At 62.7% G+C, this 24,888-nt stretch carries 23 protein-coding genes, 1 pseudogene and 1 riboswitch; of the genes and pseudogenes, 15 read left to right on the top strand and 9 right to left on the bottom strand.

The window, feature by feature from the left end:
- The first annotated feature begins 28 nt into the window (after positions 1-28).
- The 7 genes from J3A71_RS26105 (at position 29) to J3A71_RS26135 (ending at position 6,074) form a co-directional block, all read left to right on the top strand.
- Positions 29-1,423, top strand: a complete 1,395-nt coding sequence (locus J3A71_RS26105) for an ethanolamine ammonia-lyase subunit EutB (RefSeq protein WP_102667952.1) — start codon at positions 29-31, stop codon at positions 1,421-1,423.
- A gap of 8 nt (positions 1,424-1,431) precedes the next feature.
- A complete protein-coding gene (eutC, locus tag J3A71_RS26110; RefSeq protein WP_060519250.1) occupies positions 1,432-2,250 on the top strand; it encodes an ethanolamine ammonia-lyase subunit EutC in 819 nt (272 codons plus the stop codon).
- Positions 2,251-2,358: 108 nt separating this feature from the next.
- On the top strand, positions 2,359-2,817 hold the full coding sequence (locus J3A71_RS26115; RefSeq protein WP_016484718.1) for a GNAT family N-acetyltransferase: 459 nt from the start codon (positions 2,359-2,361) through the stop codon (positions 2,815-2,817).
- 269 nt (positions 2,818-3,086) lie between these two features.
- Entirely contained in the window at positions 3,087-3,734 is a 648-nt protein-coding gene (locus J3A71_RS26120) for a DedA family protein (RefSeq protein WP_016484717.1), read from the top strand.
- 20 nt (positions 3,735-3,754) lie between these two features.
- Entirely contained in the window at positions 3,755-4,570 is an 816-nt protein-coding gene (locus J3A71_RS26125) for a M90 family metallopeptidase (protein ID WP_023048657.1), read from the top strand.
- 93 nt (positions 4,571-4,663) lie between these two features.
- A complete protein-coding gene (gene ppa, locus J3A71_RS26130) occupies positions 4,664-5,191 on the top strand; it encodes an inorganic diphosphatase (RefSeq protein WP_016484715.1) in 528 nt (175 codons plus the stop codon).
- 181 nt (positions 5,192-5,372) lie between these two features.
- A complete protein-coding gene (locus J3A71_RS26135) occupies positions 5,373-6,074 on the top strand; it encodes an XRE family transcriptional regulator (protein WP_016484714.1) in 702 nt (233 codons plus the stop codon).
- 260 nt (positions 6,075-6,334) lie between these two features.
- On the opposite strand, the gene J3A71_RS26140 is transcribed toward J3A71_RS26135, so the two are convergent.
- Positions 6,335-7,546, bottom strand: a complete 1,212-nt coding sequence (locus tag J3A71_RS26140; RefSeq protein ID WP_016484713.1) for a glycosyltransferase family 4 protein — start codon at positions 7,544-7,546, stop codon at positions 6,335-6,337.
- Between the two features lie 263 nt (positions 7,547-7,809).
- Positions 7,810-9,987: a TonB-dependent siderophore receptor gene (locus J3A71_RS26145; RefSeq protein ID WP_102667883.1), complete on the bottom strand. Its 2,178-nt coding sequence runs from the start codon at positions 9,985-9,987 to the stop codon at positions 7,810-7,812.
- A gap of 181 nt (positions 9,988-10,168) precedes the next feature.
- On the opposite strand from J3A71_RS26145, the gene J3A71_RS26150 reads away from it, so the two are divergent.
- The 3 genes from J3A71_RS26150 to J3A71_RS26160 all read left to right on the top strand — a co-directional run bounded on the left by J3A71_RS26150 (position 10,169) and on the right by J3A71_RS26160 (position 13,180).
- Positions 10,169-10,861 carry a response regulator transcription factor gene (locus tag J3A71_RS26150; protein ID WP_102667882.1) on the top strand — a complete coding sequence of 231 codons (693 nt, stop codon included), beginning with the start codon at positions 10,169-10,171 and terminating at the stop codon, positions 10,859-10,861.
- A complete protein-coding gene (locus J3A71_RS26155) occupies positions 10,861-12,207 on the top strand; it encodes a sensor histidine kinase (RefSeq protein WP_095116987.1) in 1,347 nt (448 codons plus the stop codon). Before J3A71_RS26150 ends, J3A71_RS26155 begins: the two co-directional genes overlap by 1 nt.
- Positions 12,208-12,289: 82 nt before the next feature.
- A complete protein-coding gene (locus tag J3A71_RS26160; protein WP_102667881.1) occupies positions 12,290-13,180 on the top strand; it encodes an alpha/beta hydrolase in 891 nt (296 codons plus the stop codon).
- 7 nt (positions 13,181-13,187) lie between these two features.
- Here J3A71_RS26160 and J3A71_RS26165 read toward each other — a convergent pair whose 3' ends face one another.
- Positions 13,188-14,174 (bottom strand): zeta toxin family protein, encoded by a 987-nt coding sequence (locus tag J3A71_RS26165; protein ID WP_102667880.1) that lies wholly within the window; start codon positions 14,172-14,174, stop codon positions 13,188-13,190.
- A gap of 139 nt (positions 14,175-14,313) precedes the next feature.
- Positions 14,314-14,455: riboswitch (FMN riboswitch) on the top strand.
- Between the two features lie 80 nt (positions 14,456-14,535).
- On the opposite strand from J3A71_RS26165, the gene ribB reads away from it, so the two are divergent.
- The 5 genes and pseudogenes from ribB to J3A71_RS26190 all read left to right on the top strand — a co-directional run bounded on the left by ribB (position 14,536) and on the right by J3A71_RS26190 (position 20,601).
- Positions 14,536-15,186, top strand: coding sequence for a 3,4-dihydroxy-2-butanone-4-phosphate synthase (gene ribB / locus J3A71_RS26170; RefSeq protein WP_016484707.1), 651 nt, complete (start codon positions 14,536-14,538; stop codon positions 15,184-15,186).
- A gap of 193 nt (positions 15,187-15,379) precedes the next feature.
- A complete protein-coding gene (locus tag J3A71_RS26175) occupies positions 15,380-15,622 on the top strand; it encodes an exodeoxyribonuclease VII small subunit (protein ID WP_003255380.1) in 243 nt (80 codons plus the stop codon).
- Positions 15,619-16,506: a (2E,6E)-farnesyl diphosphate synthase gene (gene ispA, locus J3A71_RS26180; protein ID WP_016484706.1), complete on the top strand. Its 888-nt coding sequence runs from the start codon at positions 15,619-15,621 to the stop codon at positions 16,504-16,506. Before J3A71_RS26175 ends, ispA begins: the two co-directional genes overlap by 4 nt.
- Before the next feature lie 205 nt (positions 16,507-16,711).
- Positions 16,712-18,607: a 1-deoxy-D-xylulose-5-phosphate synthase gene (dxs, locus tag J3A71_RS26185; RefSeq protein ID WP_016484705.1), complete on the top strand. Its 1,896-nt coding sequence runs from the start codon at positions 16,712-16,714 to the stop codon at positions 18,605-18,607.
- Positions 18,608-18,731: 124 nt separating this feature from the next.
- Positions 18,732-20,601, top strand: a pseudogene (locus J3A71_RS26190) (TonB-dependent receptor).
- On the opposite strand, the gene J3A71_RS26195 reads toward J3A71_RS26190, so the two are convergent.
- The 6 genes from J3A71_RS26195 to thiL all read right to left on the bottom strand — a co-directional run bounded on the left by J3A71_RS26195 (position 20,579) and on the right by thiL (position 24,885).
- The gene (locus tag J3A71_RS26195) at positions 20,579-21,391 is read right to left on the bottom strand and encodes a cobalamin-binding protein (protein ID WP_060519265.1); all 813 of its coding nucleotides are present in this window, start codon (positions 21,389-21,391) and stop codon (positions 20,579-20,581) included. The pseudogene J3A71_RS26190 and the gene J3A71_RS26195 sit on opposite strands and share 23 nt — an antisense overlap.
- Positions 21,391-21,810 carry a hypothetical protein gene (locus tag J3A71_RS26200; RefSeq protein ID WP_016484702.1) on the bottom strand — a complete coding sequence of 140 codons (420 nt, stop codon included), beginning with the start codon at positions 21,808-21,810 and terminating at the stop codon, positions 21,391-21,393. Before J3A71_RS26200 ends, J3A71_RS26195 begins: the two co-directional genes overlap by 1 nt.
- A complete protein-coding gene (ribA, locus tag J3A71_RS26205; RefSeq protein ID WP_016484701.1) occupies positions 21,807-22,424 on the bottom strand; it encodes a GTP cyclohydrolase II in 618 nt (205 codons plus the stop codon). Before ribA ends, J3A71_RS26200 begins: the two co-directional genes overlap by 4 nt.
- 233 nt (positions 22,425-22,657) lie before the next feature.
- Positions 22,658-23,401: a transporter substrate-binding domain-containing protein gene (locus J3A71_RS26210; protein WP_209952681.1), complete on the bottom strand. Its 744-nt coding sequence runs from the start codon at positions 23,399-23,401 to the stop codon at positions 22,658-22,660.
- A 15-nt stretch (positions 23,402-23,416) separates the two neighbouring features.
- The gene (locus J3A71_RS26215) at positions 23,417-23,920 is read right to left on the bottom strand and encodes a phosphatidylglycerophosphatase A (RefSeq protein ID WP_003255391.1); all 504 of its coding nucleotides are present in this window, start codon (positions 23,918-23,920) and stop codon (positions 23,417-23,419) included.
- Positions 23,917-24,885 carry a thiamine-phosphate kinase gene (gene thiL, locus J3A71_RS26220; RefSeq protein ID WP_096425521.1) on the bottom strand — a complete coding sequence of 323 codons (969 nt, stop codon included), beginning with the start codon at positions 24,883-24,885 and terminating at the stop codon, positions 23,917-23,919. The genes J3A71_RS26215 and thiL overlap by 4 nt, the downstream gene beginning before the upstream one ends.
- Between the last annotated feature and the right edge of the window lie 3 nt (positions 24,886-24,888).

Below are 24,888 nucleotides of genomic sequence, written 5' to 3' on the forward strand. Positions count from 1 at the left end.
GGGGCAGCCCGCGGCTCTGGAGATTTGTATGGCAAGTTTCGTACACACGGCAGGCCACCTGGTCTACCGCTTCGACAGCCTCAAGGACGTGATGGCCAAGGCCAGCCCGGCACGCTCGGGGGACTACCTGGCAGGCGTGGCGGCCAGCAACGACGGCGAGCGTGTTGCTGCGCAGATGGCGCTGGCCAATATCCCGCTGACTCACTTTCTCAATGAAGCCCTGATTCCTTACGAAGCGGATGAAGTCACCCGCCTGATCATCGACACCCACGATGCCCAGGCCTTTGCCCCGGTCAGCCACCTGACCGTGGGCGGCCTGCGCGACTGGCTGCTGAGCGAAGAGGCCGATGAAGACAGCCTGCGCGCACTGGCGCCAGGGCTGACGCCGGAAATGGCGGCGGCGGTGTCGAAGATCATGCGCGTGCAGGACTTGGTGCTGGTGGCGCAGAAGATCCGCGTAGTCACCCGGTTCCGCGGCACCATGGGCTTGCGCGGGCGCTTGTCTACCCGGCTGCAGCCCAACCACCCGACCGACGAGCCGGCCGGTATCGCCGCCAGCATTCTCGACGGGCTGCTGTACGGTAACGGCGACGCGATGATCGGCATCAACCCGGCCACCGACAGCATTGCCTCGATCTGTGCCCTGCTGGAAATGCTCGACGCCATCATCCAGCGCTACGACATCCCCACCCAGGCCTGCGTGCTCACCCATGTCACCACCTCGATCGAGGCGATCAACCGCGGCGTGCCGCTGGACCTGGTGTTCCAGTCCATTGCCGGCACCGAGGCGGCCAACGCCGGGTTTGGCATCAACCTGAACGTGTTGCAGGAGGGGTACGAAGCGGGCCTGTCGCTGAAACGCGGCACCCTTGGGCAAAACCTGATGTATTTCGAAACTGGCCAGGGCAGCGCACTGTCGGCCAACGCCCACCATGGCGTCGACCAGCAAACCTGCGAGACCCGTGCCTATGCCGTGGCCCGCCACTTCAAGCCGTTTCTGGTCAACACCGTGGTCGGTTTCATCGGCCCGGAGTACCTGTACAACGGCAAGCAGATCATCCGCGCCGGCCTTGAAGACCACTTCTGCGGCAAGCTGCTGGGTGTGCCGATGGGCTGCGACATCTGCTACACCAACCACGCCGAAGCCGACCAGGACGACATGGACACCCTGCTGACCCTGCTGGGGGTGGCCGGGATCAACTTCATCATGGGCATCCCTGGCTCCGACGACATCATGCTCAACTACCAGACCACCTCGTTCCACGACGCGCTGTACGCACGCCAGACCTTGGGCCTGAAGCCCGGGCCGGAGTTCGAGGCATGGCTGGCCCGCACCGGCATCTTCACCCAGGCCGATGGCCGGGTGCGTTTCGGTGACAACCTGCCCCTGGCTTTCCGCCAGGCCTTGGCACAGCTTGCATAGGGATGACCATGGACCATCGCACGCCTACCCCCGACAACCCTTGGCTGGCCCTGCGCAACCTGACCCCGGCGCGCATCGCCCTGGGCCGCGCCGGCACCAGCCTGCCGACCGGGGCGCAGCTGGACTTCCAGTTCGCCCATGCCCAAGCCCGCGATGCCGTGCACCTGGCGTTCGATCATGCCGGCCTGGCTACCCAGCTGAGTGAGCGCGGACGCGAAAGCCTGGTGCTGCACAGCGCCGCCAGTGACCGCCATCAGTACCTGCAACGCCCGGACCTGGGCCGGCGACTGAACGATGCGTCGATTGCCACCCTGCGCCAGCACACCCAGGCCAACCCCGGCGGCGTCGATCTGGCCATTGTGGTCGCCGATGGCCTGTCAGCGCTGGCCGTGCACCGTCACACCCTGCCGTTTCTGAACCGTTTCGAGGAACAGGCCGCCGCCGACGGCTGGACCAGCGCCCCGGTTGTGCTGGTCCAGCAGGGGCGCGTGGCAGTGGCCGACGAGGTCGGTGAACTGCTGGGCGCACGGATGACGGTGATGCTGATCGGCGAGCGCCCGGGGCTGAGCTCACCCGACAGCCTTGGCCTGTATTTCACCTACGCGCCGAAGGTGGGCCTGACCGATGCCTACCGCAACTGCATTTCCAACATCCGCCTGGAGGGGTTGAGCTATGGCATGGCGGCGCACCGCCTGCTGTACTTGATGCGTGAAGCCTGCCGGCGGCAGCTTTCAGGAGTGAATCTGAAGGACGAAGCCGAGGTCCATAGCCTGGAGAATGAAGGCAGCGCCAGCCAGAAAGGCAACTTCCTGCTGGGTAAAGGGTAAAAAACCTGTCACGAAAGGCGGATTGCACTTGTGACATGCATTGGGCAGGATGCCCTTGAAAGCTGCTGGCATTCCGCTGTTTCCCCAAATGGACTCTGAGGGCCGCACATGCGCATCATCAAGGCAACTCTGGAACACCTCGACCTGCTCACCCCATTGTTCGTCAAATACCGGGAGTTCTATGGGCAGTTGCCCTACCCCGACAGCTCGCGCAGCTTTTTGGAAAAGCGCCTGAAGCGGGATGAATCGGTGATCTACCTGGCACTTCCCGATGATGACGACAGCAAGCTGATGGGTTTTTGCCAGCTCTACCCCAGCTACTCGTCGCTGTCGTTGAAACGGGTATGGATTCTGAACGACATCTACGTGGCCGAAGACTCGCGGCGCATGCTGGTGGCCGACCACCTGATGCGTGAAGCGAAGAAAATGGCCAAGGAAACCAACGCCGTGCGCATGCGGGTGTCGACCAGTGCGGACAATGAGGTAGCGCACAAGACCTACGAATCCATCGGGTTTCGTGAAGATACCGAGTTCAAAAGCTACATCCTGCCAATCAGCCAGGATTGACCCGCATGCCGGTACCGGCCTCATCGCCGGCAAGCCAGCGCCCACAGGTTGGCCACTACCTCAGGGCAGTCGTTGACCTGTGGGGGCTGGCTTGCCGGCGATGAGGCCGGTACAGTCGATACAACTGTCCAGGCCTTGCACCGTAACCCCCCGCTACAATCTCTCCGGGCATGCCCCTCACTTCGCCGTATAATGCCCCTCCTGTCATGTGTGAAAATTTACCCATCCTCAGGTAACCCTGCCTACACCCAAGAACACAGGTGCTGTACATGGATTTCAACCCGTTGGACCTTATCCTGCATCTCGATGCTTACCTCGATCTGCTGGTCACCAATTACGGTCCCTGGATCTACGCCATTCTATTCACCGTGATCTTCTGCGAAACCGGGCTGGTGGTCATGCCATTCCTGCCGGGCGACTCGCTGCTGTTCATCGCCGGCGCCGTAGCGGCGGGTGGCGGCATGGACCCTGTGCTGCTGGCTGGCCTGTTGATGGCTGCCGCAATCCTGGGCGACAGCACCAACTACGTCATCGGCCGAACAGCCGGGGAGCGGTTGTTCAACAACCCCAACTCGAAAATCTTCCGCCGCGACTACCTGCAGCGCACCCATGAGTTCTATGAACGCCATGGCGGCAAGACTGTGACCCTGGCGCGTTTCCTGCCTATCCTGCGTACCTTCGCACCGTTCGTCGCCGGCATCGCCCACATGCATTACCCGCGTTTCCTTGGCTTCAGCGTTGCCGGGTCGCTGCTGTGGGTCGGCGGCCTGGTCACCCTGGGCTACTTCTTCGGCAACGTGCCATTCATCAAGCAGCACCTGTCGCTGATGGTGGTGGGCATCATCATCCTGTCGCTGGTGCCGATGCTCCTCGGCCTGTTGCGCAGCCGCCTGGGCCGTGCGGCCAAGGCGCACTGAGCTTTCAGAGAACAGCAGGCATGTGGTCGTTCAGCGCCTGGCGGCGCAAGCGCGCGCTGGCGCGCTACCCCATCGAGCCCGAACAGTGGCAGGCCGTGCGCGAGCGCCTGCCCATACTGGACGGCATCAGCGACGAGGAAGACCACTGGCTGCGTGAAGCCTGCATCCTGTTCCTGCTCGACAAGCACCTCACCTGCTTGCCAGGTGTCGAACCCGACGACGAGCAGCGCCTGTTGCTGGCCGCCCAGGCACAGTTGCCGCTGCTGCACCTGGGTGAGCTGAACTGGTACCAGGGCTTCCACGAAATCATCCTGTACCCCGACGATTTCAAGAGCCCCCAGCGCCACCGCGATGCCAGTGGCGTGGAGCATGTGTGGGACGGCGAGCACAGCGGCGAAGCCTGGCAACAGGGGCCGATCATTCTGGCCTGGAACGGCGTGCTGGCCGGTGGTGGCTGGGAGGCCTACAACCTGGTCATCCATGAGCTGGCGCACAAGCTCGACATGCTCAATGGCGATGCCAACGGCCTGCCCCCGCTACACAGCGGCATGCCGGTGGATGAATGGGCAACGGCCATGCAGCAGGCCTACGACGACCTCAACCGCCAGCTGGACAACAACCCCGACGCCGAAACCGCCATCGACCCGTATGCCGCGGAAAACCCGGCGGAATTCTTTGCCGTCACCAGCGAATACTTCTTTAGTGCCCCCGACCTGCTGCATCAGGCTTATCCACTGGTCTACCGCCAGTTGTCGCAGTTCTACCGGCAAGACCCGCTGGCGCGGCTGCACCGGCTGCAGGCCGAACACCCCGCATACGGCGAAAGCCACGCCTGACGGGGCCGCACATCAGGCCAGGCGTGGCATGCCCCGGCAGAATGTGCCTATAATCGCCGCCACTTTTTTGGTCAAACACGGGGGCACTGCCCAATGAGCTACAGCAAGATTCCGGCGGGCAAAGACCTGCCGAACGACATCTACGTCGCCATCGAAATCCCGGCCAACCACGCGCCGATCAAATACGAGATCGACAAGGACAGCGACACCCTGTTCGTCGACCGTTTCATGGCCACCCCGATGTTCTACCCAGCCAACTACGGTTTCATCCCGAACACCCTGGCTGACGACGGTGATCCGCTGGACGTGCTGGTGGTTACCCCTTACCCGGTAGCGCCAGGCTCGGTTATCCGCGCTCGTCCGGTTGGCGTGCTGAACATGACCGACGACGGCGGCGGTGACGCCAAGGTCATCGCTGTGCCTCACGACAAGCTGTCGCAGCTGTACGTCGACGTGAAGGAATACACTGACCTGCCAGCCCTGCTGATTCAGCAGATCGAGCACTTCTTTGCCAACTACAAAGATCTCGAGAAGGGCAAGTGGGTCAAGATCGAAGGCTGGGATGGCGCTGACGCCGCCCGTGCCGCGATTACCAAATCGGTTGCTGCCTACAAGGGCTGATACCGATTGTAAAAAAACCCGCTTCGGCGGGTTTTTTTATGCCTGAATCGGCGACAAGCCTTCATCGGTAAAATGTCCTACGCAGTCCTACACCAACGCCCTACAACGAGGCACTTTTCTTACAAGCCTCGTCAACAACTGGTTCATTTCCTTGCGGGGGCCCCGTCATTACACTCGCCCCATGAACACTTCCGGCGACCGCCTTAAAGCCCTTCTCCACGAATGTGGCCTGTCCGCTTCCGCTTTCGCCGCCCAGCGCAGCGTCACACCGCAGCACGTCAACAACTGGTTCAAACGCGGCGTGCCCCTGGCCCGCCTGGACGAACTGGCCGATCTGTTCTGTGTGCATCGGCGTTGGCTGCGCACGGGCGAAGGGCCAAAACACCCAAACCCGGTCCAGCGCAACTGCCCGCCACGCCAGGCGCCGGCCAACCCGCCCAGCCCACTGTCGGCACACCGTGCCCGGCAGGTAAAAGTGCCCTTTTTCGAACTGCAAAATGGCCTGCTTTCGCCGGTGCCCAGCAAACACCTGCGCCTACCCGCAAAAGCGCTGAAAAGATTGGGAGTGCACGCCGATAACGCCATCTGCCTGGCCATGACGGCAAACAACATGGTTCCGCAGGTGCCGCTGGGGGCCACTTTGGCAGTCGACCTGGGCATGACGCGGGTCATTGAGGGCGAAACCTACGCGCTGCTGCATAACGGCGCGCTGAGGGTAAACAACCTCAGCCTCAGCCCACAGGGCACCCTGTACCTGCGCAGCCATGACCGGCGCAATTACGCCGTCGAACGCTACACCCCTGCCCAGCGCCAGGCGCAGGGCCTGGAGATTATCGGGTGGGTATTCCACTGGTCGCATTTCCGCCAGCAGCGGCCTGGCTGAAACAACCTGTGCCATTTTTTGCTGGGCATCTTGCGCGTGCCCTTGTATGCTACGCCGCACATTAAGCCCCGACCGGCGCAAGCCGCGGTCCAGAGGGCTCGGCGATATCCCACACGGGCATCTGCCATCTCTTTCAGGCCCTTGATGGCCACACAGTTAAGGCGATTGCGGCTTACCATAAATTAGTCGGAAGCGTCCCCGAGAAGCCGGCCACAAGCCGGCTTTTTAATGCCCGAACGAATAGCCCATCATTGGCCATGTCAGGCGCGCGGCCTTGCAGAGGGCGTCAAACTGCTCTTCAGGAATGCCTCGCGCACCTGGTGCATCTGCAAGTGTGTTTTCCCGGTCGCATACTCCAGCCCCGCAAGCCCCATTTCCAACGCCAGTTCGGGATGCCGGGCAGCATGACGAATACAGGCTGCGAGGCTGGACGGGTTCCCGGTTTCAAACGTCAGCGCGTTTTGCTTGCTCGTGATGTCCAGTACCCCGGCTGTGTCAGAACCGATGACGGGAACGCCCTGGCTGAACGCGTCAAAAATGATACGGGGCTGTTCCTGCTTCAAGGTCGGCACCAAAAGCCAGTCATGCTGGGCAATGATGCTGAAAAAGTCTCTGCCATAATCAACGGCGCTCTGGAACCGCACCTCGACGCTGCCACGGTTTTCAGCTGCAACGCGTAAACAGTGCGCTTTCAAATCACCCTCACCCATGATGGTGACGGTGAGATCAACGTGCTCGACTTGCAGTTGCTTAATGGCTTCAAGGACTACCAGAACACCTTTATCAAGAACAAGCCGTGAGGGGTAAAGCACGTTGAGTGTACGGTTGCGCCTGCCTTCGAACCGTTTTCTGACTGCCTCGGGGCTTGCCATGAATTTTTTGTCGAGCCAGCTGGCAGGGTTGATCAACGTGCGGCTGTTATCACGCCCAAGGAAATATTCCTTGTAAAAAGACTGGGTAAATATTCTGGCATTTGCCAGCTTTACGCAGCGCTTCAGCAAAAGGGTGTGCACATGGTGTTCGATGATTGCTCTGAGGGTTCGCGGCTGTCCTTGGGCCAGCATCCAGAAAGAAGATTCTATGACAACCACCCACTGAAAGCGGAAGAACGGCTTGAGCGGCAACACGTAGAAAGATAAAGGGAACGCCCAGCCCGCCCCGTCAGAATGAACAATTTGGGCCTTCTTGCAGGCGTTGATGACAGTTAGGAAGTTCGGAATAAAGTTCTTTAATACCGACCTGAACCCCTGATCCTTGCGCAACTCATAAAGCCATTTTATATCCAGATGAGCGATGCTCTGCAGCCCGTCAACATCACGGCCTCTCTCAACAGGGCAGCACATTCCGAAATTCTCTATGTAGCTCAAATGAAGTTCTATATCTTTGACCCACAACGGGTCCGTAAATAAATCACCTTGCTCATTTACTACAACAGGAATGCGGGTAAACAGAATATAAGGGTCTTCAATCATATTCCCCTCACAGGGATACCAGGACGCCAACGATTGAATTGTCTACATGGGGCTTACTCCTCAATACCAGCCGTCCATCTCAACAACGTTCCAGCGTCCTTGCAGACCTTCTGCTTACGCAGCAAGCGCTCCGCTTGGGGTTCACTCTAGTGCGCCTTCACAAATTGCACACGTGGTGTAGCAACAATTTCTCATCATTTGCTGGGCCCATCGCGGCACAAGGCCGCTCCAACAGGGACCGCAGACGTGCTGAAACACGCCGATCAGAAATCGTATCGCGCCCCAACCATCATGCTGCGCGAGGGCCCATAGAAGTTGAACGTCGACGTCGATCCCACCCGCGACAGGTAGTCCCGATCAAACAGGTTGTTGACGTTGAAAGTGGCCGTCAGCTTCGAGGTAACCGGGTACGACAGCATCGCGTCCACCGTGGCATAGCCGGGTGCATCGATACGCACGCCACCATTCTCGGCGTAGAAACTGCTCATTGCCGATACACCGCCGCCAATGGCCAGGCCGGTTAGCGGGCCTTGGCTGATGGTGTACTTGCTCCACAGCGAAGCCTGGTTGCGCGGCATGATGAAGAACGTGGTTTCGGCATCACCCTTGAGGGTTTCGGTTTCCATCCAGGTGTAGCCGGCCAGCAACTCCCAGTTTGGCGTCAGCTTGCCGCTCACTTCCACTTCCGCGCCTTTGACGCGGGTCTTGCCGGAGGCAATCGAGAAATTGGTGTCTACACCATCCTCGTCATATTCGGTGGTGGCGCGGTTCTTGTCAGTCAGCCGGAATACCGAGAAACGGGTATTCAGGTCGCCGCCAAAATAGCTGCTCTTGAGGCCGAGCTCGTACTGCTCGCCTTCACGTGGCTTCAACACCCGGCCGTTGCTGTCGGTGTCTGATTGCGGCTTGAACACCTGCGAGTAACTGGCGTACAGCGCATGGTTCTCGGTCAGGTCGTAGACCAGGCCGCCATACGGGGTGAAGTGGCCGTCCACGCGCTTGCTGTCGTTGGTGCTGGCACCGCTGCTCAGGGTAGTGGTGTAGAAATCACCGCGGTACCAGCTGAAGCGGCCACCGGCAATCAGCGCCAGGCGCTCGATCGGGCGGAAGGTAACCTTGGAATACAGGCCGTATTCCTCTTCCTGCATGCCGGTCTCGGTGCTGTAGTTGGGCGACGGTTTGGCGAACTGCTTGGGCGAGTAGGTGTTGACGTTGATGGCGCCCAGGTTGGTGGTGCCGTTGAGGTACTCGGTGTCGTAGTTCTTGTAGTCGGTGCCGACCACAAACTCGCTGACCTGGCCGAGGGTTTCGAACGGCTGGCTGTAGCTGGCGTCCAGCGAGTAGGTGTCCTGGGTAAAGTCGCGGGCGCTGGCGCGCTCGGAGTTGGCACCAGTGTTGGCATTGGTCGCGGTGAAGGCATAAAGGTAGTTGGTGTCACGGTGCGAGCCGCGCGCCGCGACACGGCCATAGCCGCCGTTGTCGAAGCGGTGGGTCAGCTCGGCCACCAGGTCGGTGGTCTTGCCATCGAAGTAGTTCCAGTCAGCCCCCAGGAAACGGGAATGGCTGAAGTCGGGCACCTCGCCGGACAACGTTGCTGGGTAGCCATTGTGCGGCGTGATGTTTTTCACTTCGTGCATCAGGCCAAACGATAGCGTGGTGGCGTCGTCAAGGTCGACATCCAGCGCACCGTAGTAGCTGTTGCTGGTGTTGGCGTTGTAGTCGACCTCACCATTGGTGTCGTCACGGGACGCGATGAAACGCCCGCGCACGCGGCCAGCGTCATCCAGCGGCCCACTCAGGTCGATTTCTTCGTGGTTGGTGTCCCACGTGCCATAGCTGCCTTCGACGTGGCCCTGGAATTCGGCGGTCGGGCGCTTGCGCACCATGTTGACGATGCCACCCAGTTCACTGGTGCTGCTGAACAGCCCGGCCGGGCCGCGCATGATTTCGACACGGTCGAACGCCGCCAGCGATGGCACGGTACCAAAGATGCTGGCCATTGGTGCCGGCAGGCCGTCAATGTTGAACTCGCTGTACTCGTAGCCGCGGGCGTATATCGACGACCGGCCACTGTCGTTGGTCAAGGTACGCAGGCCGGCGGTGTACTTGGCCAGGTCATCCAGGTGCACGAACTGGCGGTCTTTGACGTAGTCCTGGGTGTACACGGTGATCGACTGGGGGATGTCCTTCAGCGCTGCTGGCGTCTTGGTGCCCACGGTCGCTGCATCGACGCTGTAGCCACCGGTCGCTTCGGAGGGCAGCATGTCATAAAGGCGGTTGCCTTCAATGGTGAGTGCCGGCAGGTCGAGCGAGCTATCCTCGGCTGCTGCCTGGGTCGCTACCGTTTCCGCCAGTGCCGACAGCGAAAACGGCGCCAGCAAACCCAGTACAAGCCAGCCCCGAGCCCATGGCGAGCCCCCCACACTTTTGAAACCGTTCATGACACACCCTTCGCCCAAATGATATTAATTCGCAAACGAAACAAGTTGCTTTTTGCGAACGATACCGGAGGGTAAACGGGGGCGCAGCAGGATTAACCTTCTTAACACACCCAGGCGTTGCCCTCTCCTGCTGGCAATGGGATGATTCGTAACTGATACAGGTTCTCATTCAAGGCTCGCCGTGCCCACCTCACTTCTCCTCGCCGAAGACGACGCAAGCCTGCGTCAGGACCTGGAATGCCATTTCCTCAAACGCGGTTTTCGGGTGCACGCCTGCACCACGGGCACGCAGGCCCTGGACGTAATCCGGCAATCTTCGTTCGACCTGGTGTTGCTGGACATCATGCTGCCGGGTATCGATGGCCTCAGCCTGCTCGGTGAGCTGCGCCGACAACAGGCGGTGCCGGTCATGCTGATGTCGGCGCTGGGGGCCGAGCAGGACCGCATCAGTGGCTTTACCCGTGGTGCCGACGACTACCTGCCCAAGCCCTTCAGCCTGGCGGAGCTGGACGCACGGGTGGATGCCTTGCTGCGGCGCGTGGCATTCGATCGCGGCATGGTGCTGCGTACCGATGTCGGCGAAATGCTGCTGGACCACGACCGCCAGGACGTTATCCACAACGGCAACGCCGCTGGCCTCACCGCTTCCGAATTCCGCTTGCTGGTCACGCTGCGGGCGCACCCCAATGAAGCCTTGAGCAAACCGTTCCTGTACCAGACCGTGCTGCATCGGGCCTATACCCGCCTGGACCGGGGCCTGGATGTACATGTGTGCAACCTGCGCCGCAAACTGGCCGATATCAGTGCCCAGCACCTGCAGATCCAGGCCGTGCGCGGGCAGGGGTACATCCTGGTCGACACGGAACAGCCCTGATGCGGCGCCACCCGTTGCTGTGGAAACTGGCCGTACTGCAGGTCAGCTTCTGCCTGCTGCTGACCTGGCTGATCTGGACCTGGGGCCTGTCCGTGGAACGCAGCACCTATTTTCTGTCCCGGGCCGACCAGGATTACCTGGCGCGCTATGCGCAACAAGCTGAGGACGCCTGGAACCAAGGCGGCGCAATCGGCGCCGAGGCCTGGCGCAGGCAACTGGAGCAGGCCGAGGATACGTGGGTGGCGGTGATCGGGCCGCACCTGCAAAGCCTCGGCACCACGCCGCTGAGCGCCAAGGAAGCCAGCCACCTGACCTTCATGCGCAAACTGGACTGGCCAATGAGCCGGCGCCTGCAGGATGAACTGCCCTACGTCAGCATTGAATTCCCGCAACACCCCGAGCACGGCCGCCTGGTGCTGCAACTGCCCGAACGTATGTTGCCCACCGGCCTGACGCCATGGACCCATGCGATCACCCACGGCGTTGCCCCAGCACTGCTCGCCCTGCTGCTGGGGCTGGCGTTGTATCGGCATCTGGTAGTACCGCTGAACCGCCTGCGCGACCGCGCCGACGCCCTGCGTGCCGACGACCTTGACCACCCCGCCTTGCCCCTGCTGGAACGCCGCGACGAGCTGGGTGAACTGGCACAGGCCTTTGAGCATATGGCCGGGCGCCTGCGCCAGAGCCTTGAGCAACAGCGCCTGCTGTTGCGCACACTGTCTCACGAATTGCGCACGCCCCTGGCGCGGTTGCGCATCGCCCACGACAGCGACTTGCCGCCGCCGCAGTTGCGCGAGCGCCTGGACCGCGAAGTCAACGACATGCAGAAACTGCTGGAGGACACGCTGGACCTGGCCTGGATGGATACCGAACAACCCAGCTTGCCAACCGAGCCGGTATTGATAGCTTCGGTATGGGAAGCACTGTGCCAGGACGTCTGCTTCGAAAGTGGCTGGGACCGTGCGCGCCTGTCGTGTTCGCTCGGTACCGAGTGTGTGGTGCACGCCCATCTGGACAGCCTGGCTCAAGCCCTTGAAAACCTGATGCGCAATGCCATTCGCCACTCGCCAGCCCAAGGCCGGGTATGCCTGGATGGCTGGCGTGAGGGTGATTGCTGGCACTTGCGCCTGAGCGACCAGGGCCCCGGCGTACCTGACGCCGACCTTGAACGTATCTTCAAGCCCTACCAGCGCCTGGCCGACAGCGGCGCCGGGTTCGGCCTTGGCCTGGCCATCGCTCGCCGCGCCATCGAACTGCAGGGTGGCCGCTTGTGGGCCCGCAATGGCCACCCTGGCCTGTGCCTTCACATGACGTTGCCGAGGGCACGGGACTGTTTAGAAAGTTAATGCGCTTTACGCTCAATCAGGACTGATTATCATCTTGGCGTTCCAGCCTTGCGGTCCTCGCAACGCCCTGACGAGAAGCCTGATGAGCAAGATGATCCTGACGCTGGGTTTGGCACTGGCCCTTGCAACCCCCGTGGCCCTGGCGCAGCCCGAGCGAAACCAGAAGATGGACACCTCGCTGCTGCAACGTCAGGACCTGGCCTACCGCTTCAGCCAGCTCGACCTTGACTCGGCCGATGGCCAGCGTCATTACCGTTTGTGGATCGGCACGCCGAACCGCCCGGCACCTGTCGCAGGCTACCCGGTGCTGTGGATGCTCGACGGCAATGCCGCCCTGGGCGCCTTGGACAGCGACCTGCTGAATAAGCTCGCCAAGGGCCAGGCGCCGCTGTTGGTGGCGGTGGGGTACCAATCCGAGCAGCGCATCGAGCGGGCCAGCCGCACCTACGACTACACCCCGGCGATTGCTGGGCTGACAGAACAGCGCGATCCGCTGACCGGCCAGCCCAGCGGTGGCGTGGATGTGTTTTTCGATCTGTTGACCCGCCACATGCGGCCGATGGTGGCCAAGGTGGCACCTATCAACCTGCAGCGCCAGACGCTATGGGGGCATTCATATGGGGGGCTGGCAGTGTTGCATGCGCTGTTCACTCGGCCTGAAGCCTTCAGTGATTACGCGGCGGCCAGCCCTTCATTGTGGTGGCATGACGGCGCGATCGTTCGCGAGGCGCAGGGGCTACAGCAGCGATTGGGTAACAAGCGACGACAGTTGCTGCTGATGCGCGGCGGTGAAGAGCCGTCGAGCCCTCGGGGGCCGATGAAAGGCGATGTGGAACGGCCGGCGCGGGAGCTGGCGGCATCCCTGGCCGAAGTGCCAGGGATGGAGGTGCACTTTGAACGGTTCAATGGACTGGGGCATGGCGCCATGCTGCCAGCCTCACTGCGCCTGGTCTTGGAGCAGATGACGCATTAGGCCCCGCTCAAGGGTAGATGTACTTGAGCACATACATACTCAACTGGTGGAACACGTCTGCGGGCACGCGCGGCATTTCCGTCTGTGCCCGATCGAGCGTCTTGCAACACAAGCGGACCATCTGCTGTCGCGTGTCCTCCTCAAGCATGCCGGTATGCACAACCTGGGAATATTGCGGATAGGAACATGGCGCGTTGGCCGCAGGGGTTCGGCGAATTTCGAATGACGGGTTCAACTGCGCAGCGGTAAAGAACGGCTTCCCCTTGAAATCTGGCTGAGGCGTCAGGTTATCAACGGCTTCGCAGCGGCTGGAGCATAGCACCTGGCTGTCCATGCCCGTCTCGATTCCGCGTTGATACAACGTGATTTCAGAGTCTTGCACTTTTATGCAGGCATTTTCGAAGGCGTCCAGGATAGCCCGGGCATTGGCTTGCGAACCCTCAATCACCGACAGTGGCATGAACCGTTCGGGCTCGTTTGCGCCGATGCTTTTGATGCCCCGGTCGAGGGTCGCCCAATGGCTGAACTCCTTTTGGCACGCAATCAGGTGCACTTCGAATCGATAACCAGCCTGTACGGCTTGCGCGGGGAAATCGGCGAAACGAAGATCATCGAGCGCGCATTCCATGATGATGTTGTATCGATTATCAAAGGCATGGTTGAAAACCTTTTCACACAAGGCCCAGATGAATGGCTCGGTGTGTTCGTAGACATGCAGCACGCCCTTTTCCTGCATGGCCGCGTAATGCGGATGCAGTTCGCGAAACGAGGGCAAGTACAGTCGCACAAAGTCATCATAGCGCCCGCTTGGCAGCAGGTGGTTGTCCAGCAGGTAAGTCTTGCCGGAGCCTTGGGCCCCGGCCACGATCAAGATGCTGGGGTTGGGGTTGCTGTCCAGGCCCGAGGCGTAGCGTTTTTTATCGAACCAGAGCGGCTCAAGCGAAGCAAATACCTTGTCAAGATCGGCGGCAGTGTAGGGGTAGAGTGTGGTCATGGGTGCTCCTGGGTGAGGTAAGACAGAGCCTGCACTCTATGGGCTGGAAACTGGCACGATGTGGTAAATGGCTACATGCATGCGCCAAAAGTCGAGGTGCACCGGGTTGCCAGCCAGGCGTCACAGTGCTGTATGCTTGGCGGGTCTTCAGGGCGGGGTGCAAGTCCCCACCGGCGGTAAATCGAAAGATGAGCCCGCGAGCGCCCCGGCCATGCCGGGGGTCAGCAGATCTGGTGCAACTCCAGAGCCGACGGTCATAGTCCGGATGAAAGAAGGCGTCAGGCAGGGGCCATCCGGGCGCCCCTGCGCGCGCATTTTGTTCGCCCCGAGACGTTCATCGATCACTCACGAGGAGCGTTTCATGTCCACCCAGCACCACTCGAAGTTCCCCAATGTTTCCGCCGCCATCGCCGCCTTCCAGGCCGGGCGCCCTGTATTGTTGCTCGACGATGACGACCGCGAGGACGAAGCGGACATCATTGCCGCTGCCGAAAACATTACGCTGCAGACCATGGCCATGATGATTCGCGACTGCAGCGGCATCGTCTGCCTGTGCCTGGACGAAGCCACCGTCGACGCACTGCAACTGGCGCCAATGGTGCAGAACAACCAGGCCCGCCACGGCACCGGCTTCACCGTTACCATCGAGGCGGCAGAAGGCATCACCACCGGGGTTTCTGCCCAGGACCGCATCACCACCATTGGCGCGGCACTGCGCTCCAGCGCCGAACAGCGCCATATCGTCAGCCCGGGGCATGTGTTCCCGCTGCGCGCCCGCAATGGCGGGGTGCTGACCCGCCGTGGGCACACCGAAGGCTCGGTGGACCTGGCGCGCCTGGCCGGCCTGCGCCCGGCGGCGGTGCTGTGCGAGCTGATGAACCCCGATGGCAGCATGGCGCGTGGCGAGCAGGTGGCGGTTTATGCGCGGCAGTACAACTTGCCGGTGCTGACCATCGAGGAGCTGGCGCGGTACCGCGAGGCGATGCTGGAACGGGAAGCAGAGCCGGCCTGATAGGCCGCCTTGAGGCTATTCGCGGGTTTGCCCGCTCCCACAGGGTCCGCGCCGGGTTTAGAACCGGTGTAATACCTGTGGAGGTTTACCCGCGAAGAGGCCGGCAAATCCAACCGCATTGCCCGGGAAGTTTGCTCCCCCCGCCCCGCTCTGCTAGTGTCGCGCCGTTCTGAATGCCACCGAGAAAGTCGCCATGGCCCGCAAAAAAGCCTCCCTCGATTTCGAGCAATCCCTCGCAGACCTGCAAGCACTGGTCGAGCGCCTGGAGAACGGCGAGTTGTCGCTGGAAGAGTCGCTGGCCGCCTTCGAGCAAGGCATCGCCCTGACCCGTGATTGCCAGGGTGCACTGGCCCAGGCCGAACAGAAGGTGCAGATCCTGCTGGAACGCGACGGCGAACTGGCCGCGCAGCCCTTCGACGCGGAGCCGGAAGCATGATCGGCACCTACCAGGCCAGCTGCCAGGCGCGGGTCGACGCGGCCCTCGAACGGCTGTTCGTTGCCCCGTCCAAAGAGCTGGAACGCCTTTACGCCGCCATGCGCTACAGCGTGATGAACGGCGGCAAGCGCGTACGCCCGCTGCTGGCCTACGCGGCCTGCGAAGCCTTGGGCGCCCCGGCCGAACAGGCCAACGGCGCGGCCTGCGCGGTCGAACTGATCCACGCCTACTCGCTGGTGCATGACGACCTGCCAGCCATGGACGATGACGACCTGCGTCGCGGCCAACCCACTACCCACAAAGCGTTCGACGAAGCCTGCGCCATCCTGGCGGGCGACGGTTTGCAGAGCCTGGCGTTCAGTGCCCTGCTCGACCCGGGCCTCAGCCCGCAGGCCGACAGCGTACGCCTGACCATGGTCCAGGCCCTGGCCAAGGCCGCCGGCCCGGCAGGCATGGTCGGCGGCCAGGCCATCGACCTCGGTTCGGTAGGCCTGAAGCTGGACCAGCAGGCACTGGAGTTCATGCACCGGCACAAGACCGGCGCACTGATCGAGGCCAGCGTACGCCTCGGCGCCCTGGCCAGTGCCCGTGCCGAACAGGCGCAGCTGGATGCCTTGCAGGTGTATGCACAGGCCATTGGCCTGGCATTCCAGGTGCAGGACGACATCCTCGATGTGGAAAGCGACACCGCCACCCTGGGCAAACGCCAGGGTGCCGACATAGCACGTGACAAACCGACCTACCCGGCCCTGCTGGGCCTGGAAGCGGCCAAGGCCTACGCAACCGAACTGCGCGACCAGGCGCTGGTCGCACTACAAGGGTTCGGGGAAACGGCCGAGCCGCTGCGGGCCTTGGCCCGCTACATCGTCGAACGCCGTAACTGATTGATTGGGGCCGCTGCGCGCCCCATCGCCGGCAAGCCAGCTCCCACAGGTACCTCAGCGGCCTGTGATATGTGAAGATCCTGTGGGAGCTGGCTTGCCGGCGATGGGCTGCACAGCAGCCCCGTGCGACACCCGTCTGAATGGGCAGTATTTCCTACAATGGGGTAAACTGCCGCGTCTTCACACACCTATAACGACTCGCCTGATGCCCACGACGTTTCAAGAGATCCCCCGCGAACGCCCGGTCACGCCGTTGCTCGACCGCGCTGACACGCCTGTCGGCCTGCGCCGGTTGGCCGAAGCCGACCTGGAGACCCTGGCCGACGAACTGCGCCAGGAACTGCTCTACACCGTGGGTCAGACCGGTGGGCATTTTGGTGCCGGTCTGGGCGTGATCGAGCTGACCATCGCCCTGCACTACGTGTTCGACACCCCGGACGACCGGCTGGTGTGGGACGTGGGCCACCAGGCCTACCCGCACAAAATCCTCACCGGGCGCCGTAACCGCATGCTCAGCCTGCGCCAGAAGGACGGCATCGCCGCCTTCCCGCGCCGCAGCGAAAGCGAGTACGACACCTTTGGCGTCGGCCACTCCAGCACCTCGATCAGCGCCGCATTGGGCATGGCCATTGCCGCCCGTCTGCAGAACAGCGCACGCAAGTCGATCGCGGTGATCGGCGACGGTGCGCTGACTGCCGGCATGGCCTTCGAGGCGTTGAACCACGCCCAGGAAGTCAACGCCGACATGCTGGTGATCCTCAACGACAACGACATGTCGATTTCGCGCAATGTCGGCGGCCTGTCCAACTACCTGGCCAAGATTCTCTCCAGCCGCACCTACGCGAGCATGCGCGAAGGCAGCAAGAAAGTGCTGTCGCGCCTGCCGGGCGCCTGGGAAATCGCCCGCCGCACCGAGGAATACGCCAAAGGCATGCTGGTGCCGGGTACGCTGTTCGAAGAGCTGGGCTGGAACTACATCGGCCCGATCGACGGCCATGACCTGCCGACCATGATCGCCACCCTGCGCAACATGCGTGACCTGAAGGGCCCGCAGTTCCTGCATGTGGTGACCAAAAAGGGCAAGGGCTTCGCCCCGGCCGAGGTCGATCCGATCGGCTACCACGCCATCACCAAGCTGGAGCCGGCCGACAAGCCTGCCGCGCCGAAGACCGTCAGCGGCCCGAAATACTCCGCCGTGTTCGGCCAGTGGCTGTGCGACATGGCCGCTGCCGACAACCGCCTTGTGGGTATTACCCCGGCGATGAAGGAAGGCTCGGACCTGGTCGACTTCAGCGAGCGTTACCCGGAGCGCTACTTCGACGTGGCGATCGCCGAGCAACATGCCGTGACCTTGGCAGCCGGCATGGCCTGCGAAGGGAGCAAGCCGGTGGTGGCGATCTACTCCACCTTCCTGCAGCGTGCCTACGACCAGCTGATCCACGATGTAGCGGTGCAGAACCTCGACGTGCTGTTCGCCATCGACCGCGCCGGCCTGGTTGGCGAAGACGGCCCGACCCACGCAGGCAGCTACGACCTGTCTTACCTGCGCTGCATCCCGGGCATGCTGGTGATGACCCCGAGCGACGAGAACGAGCTGCGCAAGATGCTCAGCACCGGACACCTGTACAACGGCCCGGCAGCCGTGCGCTATCCGCGCGGTACCGGCCCGAATGCGCCGATCAGTGGCGATCTGGACCCACTGGAAATCGGCAAAGGCGTGGTTCGCCGCCAAGGCGAGAAAGTCGCCCTGCTGGTGTTCGGCGTGCAGCTGACCGAGGCCATGCAGGTGGCCGAGCAGATCAACGCCACGGTGGTCGACATGCGCTTCGTCAAGCCGCTGGACGAAGCCTTGGTGCTTGAACTGGCTGGCAGCCACGGGCTGCTGGTAACCATTGAAGAGAACGCCATCATGGGTGGCGCGGGTGCAGCGGTGGGCGAGTTCCTTGCCAGCCAGGCAGTGCTCAAGCCGCTGCTGCACCTGGGCTTGCCCGACATCTACGTCGAGCATGCCAAGCCTGCGCAGATGCTGGCTGAGTGCGGGCTGGATGCGGCCGGGATCGAAGCTTCGGTAAAAGCCCGCATGGCCAGGCTCGGCCTGTAATCCCTGGGGCCGCTTTGCGGCCCATTCGCGGGGCAAGCCCGCTCCCACAGGTCCATCACGCTTTTCGAGAACATTGACAATCCTGTGGGAGCGGGCTTGTCCCGCGAATACTTTGGGGCTGCCCATGAAAACATCCGCCTGTGCCGCACTACTCTGTGCCCCCACACTCCTGCTAGCCGCCGAGCGCGACGACGCCCTCAAGCTCCCCGACGTGCTGATCAGCGCCAGCCGCCAGGTCGAGTCGCGCACCGCCACCAGCGCTGCCAACACCGTCTTCACCCGTACTGACATCGATCGCCTGCAACCCGCCAGCGTCACCGACCTGCTCAGCCGCGTGCCCGGCGTGCAAGTGGCGCCAACCGGTGGCCGGGGCAGCCTGCCTGGCATCTTCATCCGCGGCACCAAGGCGGCACAAAGCCTGGTGCTGGTCGATGGGGTGCGCATTGCCAACGCTACCTCTGGCGACAGCGGCCTGCAGTTTCTGAACGTCGACCAGATCGAGCGGGTGGAAGTGCTGCGCGGCTCGCGCTCGGCGGTGTACGGCAGCGACGCCATTGGCGGGGTAATCCAGATCTTCACCCGTCGCAGCAATGGCCCCGGCCTGCAGCCGCGCCTGCGCATGGCCGCCGGCAGCAACCAGACATTCCAGCGCAGCCTGGGGCTTTCTGGCGGCAGCGACGCGACCCGCTTCAACCTTGGCGCCAGCCTGGATGAAACGGCCGGCATCGACTCGACCGGGCCGTCCTTCGCCAGCGATGGCGACCACGACGCCTACCGCAACAAGGCATTCAACCTGAGCCTGAGCCACACCTTTGGCGAACGCTTCGAGGCCGGCCTGAACCTGCTCGACAGCCGTGGCCGCAGCGAGTACGACAACCCGTTCGGCGGCTTCGACCCGGTCACCTTCGAAAGCTTCGGCCAACAGCCGTACACCGATTTCAGCGTCAGCAGCCTGGGCAGCTACTTCGATGCCCAACTCACCGACGCCTGGCATTCGCGGCTGGAACTGGCCCACAGCGAGAACCGCGACGACAAGCGCGACAAGCTCAGCGCCGAACGCTTCGTGTTCAACACCTACCGTGATCAAGTCACCTGGCAGAACGACCTGGCCCTGGGCGAGCGGAACAGCCTGCTGCTGGGTGGCGACTGGTACGAAGACCGCGTGCACGCCAGCACCGACTTCACCGAAGACAGCCGCTGGAACCGCGCCGTTTTCGTCCAGCACCGCTACCAGGGCGAGCACTTTTCCACCGAAGTGGGTGTGCGCCATGACCGTAACCAGCAGTTCGGCGGCCAGACCACCTGGAGCGGCAGCCTGAGCGTACCGTTGAACGCACAGAATGATGTGCTGCTGTCCTACAGCGAGGGCTTTAGGGCGCCAACCTTCAACGACCTCTATTACCCCCAGTTCAGCAACCCGGACCTGGACCCCGAGCACTCCAGAAGCTACGAGCTGCAATGGCGCAGCCAACTGACGACGCACAGCCGCCTGGAAGCCTCGCTATACCGCACCGATCTGCGCGATGCGATCGTGTTTGGCCAGGACTCGGTACCCCGCAACGTGGCCTCGGCACAGATCAACGGTTTCGAAATGGCATTGGCGCAACAGTGGGGCGCCTGGCAGCCAGCTGGGCCTGGCACTGATCGACCCGCGTGACCGTGAGAGCGGCCACACTCTCGCCCGCCGTGCACGCCGCACGTTAAGCCTGGATCTGGACCGTGAGCTCGGGCGTTTCACCGCGGGGGCAAGCTGGCAAGCGGTCAGCGGCAGCTACGACGATGAGGCCAACCGCAACCGCATCGGCGGCTATGGTGTGCTCGGTCTGCGCGGTAGCTGGGCCGCCACTGATGAACTGAAACTGGAAGCGAAGCTGGATAACCTGCTGGACCGGTCTTACAGCCGCGCCCTGTACAGTTATGAGGGGGCCTATCACCCCTACCGTGAAGAAGGCCGTACGCTGCTGTTCAGCGTTACCTGGACGCCGGCGCTTTAGCCGCGAGCACTGCGCACAAACGGGCGGTGGCTTCGATCATCTGCCCACTGGGCCGCTCAATGCCTTTGTCGGGTATCACCAGCAAACTGCCATCGGCAACCGCACGCAGTTGCGGCCAGGCCTTCCAGCTTGCCAGTTGCGCTTGATCACCCGCCAGGATGACCTGTGGATTTCGCAGCAGCACAGACTCCACATTCACCTGCGGCGCTGGTTGGCTGAGGTCGGCGAACACATTGCGCGCCCCGCACACGGCCAGGGCATCGCTCACCACCTGCCGGCCACCCAGGGTGTACAACGGCTGGTCCCACACCTGATAGAACACCTGCAAGGGCTCGTCACGCCGGTACTGCTGGCGCAGCTGCCGCAGCCGTTCCCGCAGGGCCTGGGCATATTGATGGCCTTGCCCGGCACGGCCGATACGCTCGGCGATGGCTTCGATCTGCGCGATCAACTGGTCGATGTCACGGGGCTCTGCACTGAAGGTGGCAATGCCCAGGCGCTTGAGCTGGTCGCGCTGGGCAGGTGGCACGCTGCCCGGCCAGAGCAGCAGCAAGTCAGGGCGCAGGCTGAGCAGGCGCTCCATGTCCAGTTGACCTTGGCGCCCTACCGAGGGCAGGTCGCGCAGGGCTGCCGGCCGTTCGCCACCGTCGAGCACGCCGACCAGCAGGTCGTCGGCCTGCAGTTCAAGCATGATTTCAGTCATCGAAGGCGCCAGGCTGACCACCCGCAAGGGGTCAGCGGCCAGCGCGGTACAGGCGAACAGCGCCAGCAGGCCAGGGAGAAAGCGCATCAGCCCAGTTGGCGCGGAATGCGATAGAGGTACAGCACCACCACGGTGGACAACGCCAGCAGGATCTGCGGCACCGCCTCCAGGCCGACCAGTACAGACAGTGCGGCGACCCAGGCCGGCAAGCAGGCGTACAGCATGGCCATGCGCCGCACCCGCGCCAGTTCGATCCAGGCAGCGGGCTCTTCGCCCGTGCCGAGCACCTTGGAGGTGGCGATCAGTGCGCGCTTGTAAGCGCCGAAGCGCGGCAGGCTGAGGAACATGGTCGCCGCGCCGGCGATGAACAGTGGCATGGCCAGCACCGGGATCAGCGCGTCACCACCACCAAAGGCCCAGGCCATGACCGGCAGCGGCACCAGGCCCACAGCCAGGTACTGCCACCAGGCCAGTGCCAGGCGCCGCTTGACCTCGGCGCGGGTCACGCCTGGGGCACCTCGCCCTGGTGTTCATTGCCCAGCATGTGGCCGAGTTTACCGGCCTTGGTCGCCAAGTAGTAACGGTTGTGCGGGTTGTGGCCGGTGTGCAGCGGCACACGTTCGGCAACCACGATATTCATGTCGGTCAGGGCTTTGACCTTGCGCGGGTTATTGGTCATCAGGCGCAGGGCTTTCACGCCCAAGTGCTCCAGCATCGGCAAGCAGATGGCGTAGTCGCGCTGGTCGGCGGCAAAGCCCAGGCGTTCATTGGCTTCGACGGTATCGGCGCCACCATCCTGCAGCTCGTAGGCGCGAATCTTGTTCAACAGGCCGATGCCACGGCCTTCCTGACGCAGGTACAGCAATACCCCACGGCCTTCACGGGCGATCGCCTGCAGCGCGGCTTCCAGCTGCGAACCGCAGTCACAGCGCTGGCTGAACAGGGCGTCGCCGGTCAGGCACTCGGAGTGCAGGCGCCCCAGCACCGGCTGGCCATCCGCAATGTCACCCAGGCTGAGCACTACGTGCTCGCGGCCAGTGGCTTCGTCGAGGAAGCCGTGCATGGTGAAGGTCGCGAATGGCGTCGGGAGTTTAGAGGCGGCAACAAAGACGACGGGCACGTTGTGCTCCTGGAATAAGTTGGAAATTTCTCGTGGGCCGATTGTATCAGCCGGTTGCAGGCTGTGGGCGGGCTGAATACCGCGGGTTAAGATCGAAAAGTTCGATGCTTAGGTTCACCAGGCCCGGCCTTATCGCCGGCAAGCCGGCTCCCACAGGTACTTCACAGGATCCGAAGCCGCAGTGATCCTGTGGGCGCTGGCTTGCCGGCGATGGAGTGCGAAGCGCCCCTGCTTCAATGGGGTTTGCTGTCTGCAGTGAACGGGTACGGCTGTTTCCAGTGCTCGAAAATCGGCTTCAGCTCGCCGCTGCGCACCAGTTCGTCCATGCGCTTGTCGAACAGGTCACTCAGGGCCTTGGCCTGGCCATTGTGCGCAAACGCCAGGTACAGCGGTAATTCGGCCACATGGTTAAGGCGGAAGCGCTCGGGGTGGGATGACTGGCTGAGGACGTAATTGACTTCGGTCAGCGCATCAATGTAGAAGTCCACCCGGTCATGCTCGAGCATCGGCAGAATGCCTTCGCGGCGCTGAATTTCACGGAATTCATGCACATCTGGCAGGTAGCTGCCGTAATCGTAGCCACGCACCCAGGCCAGGCGATACTTGCCCACCTCCTGCGCAGTGGGCACAGGTTTGCTGGCAAGCCCCAAGGCGTAGATGTGGTCGACGTCGAAGTGCCAGCGTGGGTACAGGTTGTCGTCGTTCTCTTGCTTGTACGAGCCCACCCAGGCATCGGCTTCGCCGCGTTTGACCAGCCCGACTGCACGGCTGTAGGGCGCGCTCTGGGTCACCACCTGGACCCCTGCCGGCTCGAACACCTTGCGCAGTACGTCCCAGGCCACCCCGGTACCGTCAGCGTTGGTGTAATCGAGCCATTCTTCACTGACCAGGTGGATCTGCTTGGGCACGCCTTCAGCAGCTGCCACCCATGGGGCAACGCTCAGCAGCACTGCCAACAGCAACGTCCTTATGGCCATTCACGCGCTCCCTGTTCAGGCAACCGCCCACACCAGAACCTGCATGCCCAGCCAGGCAAACACGCCGGCCAGGATATCGTCGAGCATGATGCCGACACCCCCGTGCACATGGCGGTCGATCCAGCGGATCGGCCATGGCTTGAGGATGTCGAAGAAGCGGAACATCAGGAACCCAGCCAGCAACCACTGCCAGCCCTCCGGCACCAGCCAGAGGGTGATCCACATGCCGACAATCTCATCCCAGACAATGCCTTCATGGTCGTGTACGCGCAAGTCATTGGCGACTTTGCCGCACAACCAGAAGCCAAACAGCATGCTTACGCCCAGCAACAGCCAGTAGCCCCAGTCAGGCAGCATCTGCCACAACGGGATGAACGGTATGGCCACCAGCGAACCCCAGGTACCCGGGGCCTTGGGCAAGGTACCCGAACCGAAGCCAAAAGCGATGAAGTGCCACGGGTTGCGCCAGACCGAAGGCGGAACAAACTCCGCAGGCACCTGATTGGGGTGATCGGTCACGGTGTCTCCCTAAAGTGTTGATAGCCCCGCTGAACGGGGGTGATGTCCCGGCCCTGCACGTCGCGCAAGGTGACGCCCTGCCCTTCGAGCACACGACCAATGGTATGCACCTCGACCACGCCAAGATCAGCCAAGGGCGCCAGCGCCTCAGGCGGCAGCGTAAAGGCCAGCACGTAATCATCGCCACCGGCGAGGGCTGCCTGCACTGCTGCTTCGCGGCCGAGGAAAGCCTCTACAGCAGGAGACACTGGCACCTGGGCCAGGTTCACCTCCAGCGCAACGCCGGACGCCTTGGCGATGTGCCCGCAATCAGCGAGCAGGCCGTCAGAGATGTCCAGCGCCGCCGTGGCCCGACCACGCAGCAGCGTTCCGAGGGTGAGCTGCGGCATTGGCGACCAGTAATGGGCCAGCAGCGGCTCGGCCTGTTCAGCAGGCGCCTCGCGCTCGCCCAGCACCAGCGGCAGCGCGCCGGCCGCCTTGCCCAGCACTCCGCCAACGCACAGCAGGTCGCCTGGCCGTGCACCGCTACGGCGCAACGCCTGGCCTGTCGGTACACGGCCAAACACGGTAACGGTTATGCTCAGCGGGCCTCGGGTAGTGTCACCCCCGATCAGGCTCATGCGGCAACGGTGGGCCATGCGGCTGAGGCCGTCAGCATAGGCTGCCAGCCAGTCAGGGCCAACATCAGGCAAGGTCAGGGCGAGGGTGAAGCCGATCGCAGCTGCACCCATGGCGGCCAGGTCACTGGCGGCCACGGCCAACGAACGCTGGCCAAGCAGCAGCGGATCGCAAACAGCGGGAAAATGCACCCCGGCGACCAGGGTGTCGGTCGACACCGCCAGTTGCTCACCGGGGGGAAGGGCCAGCAGGGCGCAATCGTCGCCGATACCCAGGGCCACGCCTTCGCCGCCCTGCGCACAAGGCGCGGCGGCGAAGTAATGGTTGATCAGCTCGAACTCACCCATGGC

Source organism: Pseudomonas sp. PvP089 (assembly GCF_017875165.1).
Classification (GTDB): Bacteria; Pseudomonadota; Gammaproteobacteria; order Pseudomonadales; family Pseudomonadaceae; genus Aquipseudomonas; species Aquipseudomonas fortuita.

What these genes read in the sequence shown, in the direction of transcription:
- J3A71_RS26105 (WP_102667952.1), top strand. Translation starts at nt 29, where the DNA reads ATGGCAAGTTTCGTACACACGGCAGGCCACCTGGTCTACCGCTTCGAC.
- eutC (WP_060519250.1), top strand. Translation starts at nt 1,432, where the DNA reads ATGGACCATCGCACGCCTACCCCCGACAACCCTTGGCTGGCCCTGCGC.
- J3A71_RS26115 (WP_016484718.1), top strand. Translation starts at nt 2,359, where the DNA reads ATGCGCATCATCAAGGCAACTCTGGAACACCTCGACCTGCTCACCCCA.
- J3A71_RS26120 (WP_016484717.1), top strand. Translation starts at nt 3,087, where the DNA reads ATGGATTTCAACCCGTTGGACCTTATCCTGCATCTCGATGCTTACCTC.
- J3A71_RS26125 (WP_023048657.1), top strand. Translation starts at nt 3,755, where the DNA reads ATGTGGTCGTTCAGCGCCTGGCGGCGCAAGCGCGCGCTGGCGCGCTAC.
- ppa (WP_016484715.1), top strand. Translation starts at nt 4,664, where the DNA reads ATGAGCTACAGCAAGATTCCGGCGGGCAAAGACCTGCCGAACGACATC.
- J3A71_RS26135 (WP_016484714.1), top strand. Translation starts at nt 5,373, where the DNA reads ATGAACACTTCCGGCGACCGCCTTAAAGCCCTTCTCCACGAATGTGGC.
- J3A71_RS26140 (WP_016484713.1), bottom strand. Translation starts at nt 7,546, where the DNA reads ATGATTGAAGACCCTTATATTCTGTTTACCCGCATTCCTGTTGTAGTA.
- J3A71_RS26145 (WP_102667883.1), bottom strand. Translation starts at nt 9,987, where the DNA reads ATGAACGGTTTCAAAAGTGTGGGGGGCTCGCCATGGGCTCGGGGCTGG.
- J3A71_RS26155 (WP_095116987.1), top strand. Translation starts at nt 10,861, where the DNA reads ATGCGGCGCCACCCGTTGCTGTGGAAACTGGCCGTACTGCAGGTCAGC.
- J3A71_RS26160 (WP_102667881.1), top strand. Translation starts at nt 12,290, where the DNA reads ATGAGCAAGATGATCCTGACGCTGGGTTTGGCACTGGCCCTTGCAACC.
- J3A71_RS26165 (WP_102667880.1), bottom strand. Translation starts at nt 14,174, where the DNA reads ATGACCACACTCTACCCCTACACTGCCGCCGATCTTGACAAGGTATTT.
- ribB (WP_016484707.1), top strand. Translation starts at nt 14,536, where the DNA reads ATGTCCACCCAGCACCACTCGAAGTTCCCCAATGTTTCCGCCGCCATC.
- J3A71_RS26175 (WP_003255380.1), top strand. Translation starts at nt 15,380, where the DNA reads ATGGCCCGCAAAAAAGCCTCCCTCGATTTCGAGCAATCCCTCGCAGAC.
- ispA (WP_016484706.1), top strand. Translation starts at nt 15,619, where the DNA reads ATGATCGGCACCTACCAGGCCAGCTGCCAGGCGCGGGTCGACGCGGCC.
- dxs (WP_016484705.1), top strand. Translation starts at nt 16,712, where the DNA reads ATGCCCACGACGTTTCAAGAGATCCCCCGCGAACGCCCGGTCACGCCG.
- J3A71_RS26195 (WP_060519265.1), bottom strand. Translation starts at nt 21,391, where the DNA reads ATGCGCTTTCTCCCTGGCCTGCTGGCGCTGTTCGCCTGTACCGCGCTG.
- J3A71_RS26210 (WP_209952681.1), bottom strand. Translation starts at nt 23,401, where the DNA reads ATGGCCATAAGGACGTTGCTGTTGGCAGTGCTGCTGAGCGTTGCCCCA.
- thiL (WP_096425521.1), bottom strand. Translation starts at nt 24,885, where the DNA reads ATGGGTGAGTTCGAGCTGATCAACCATTACTTCGCCGCCGCGCCTTGT.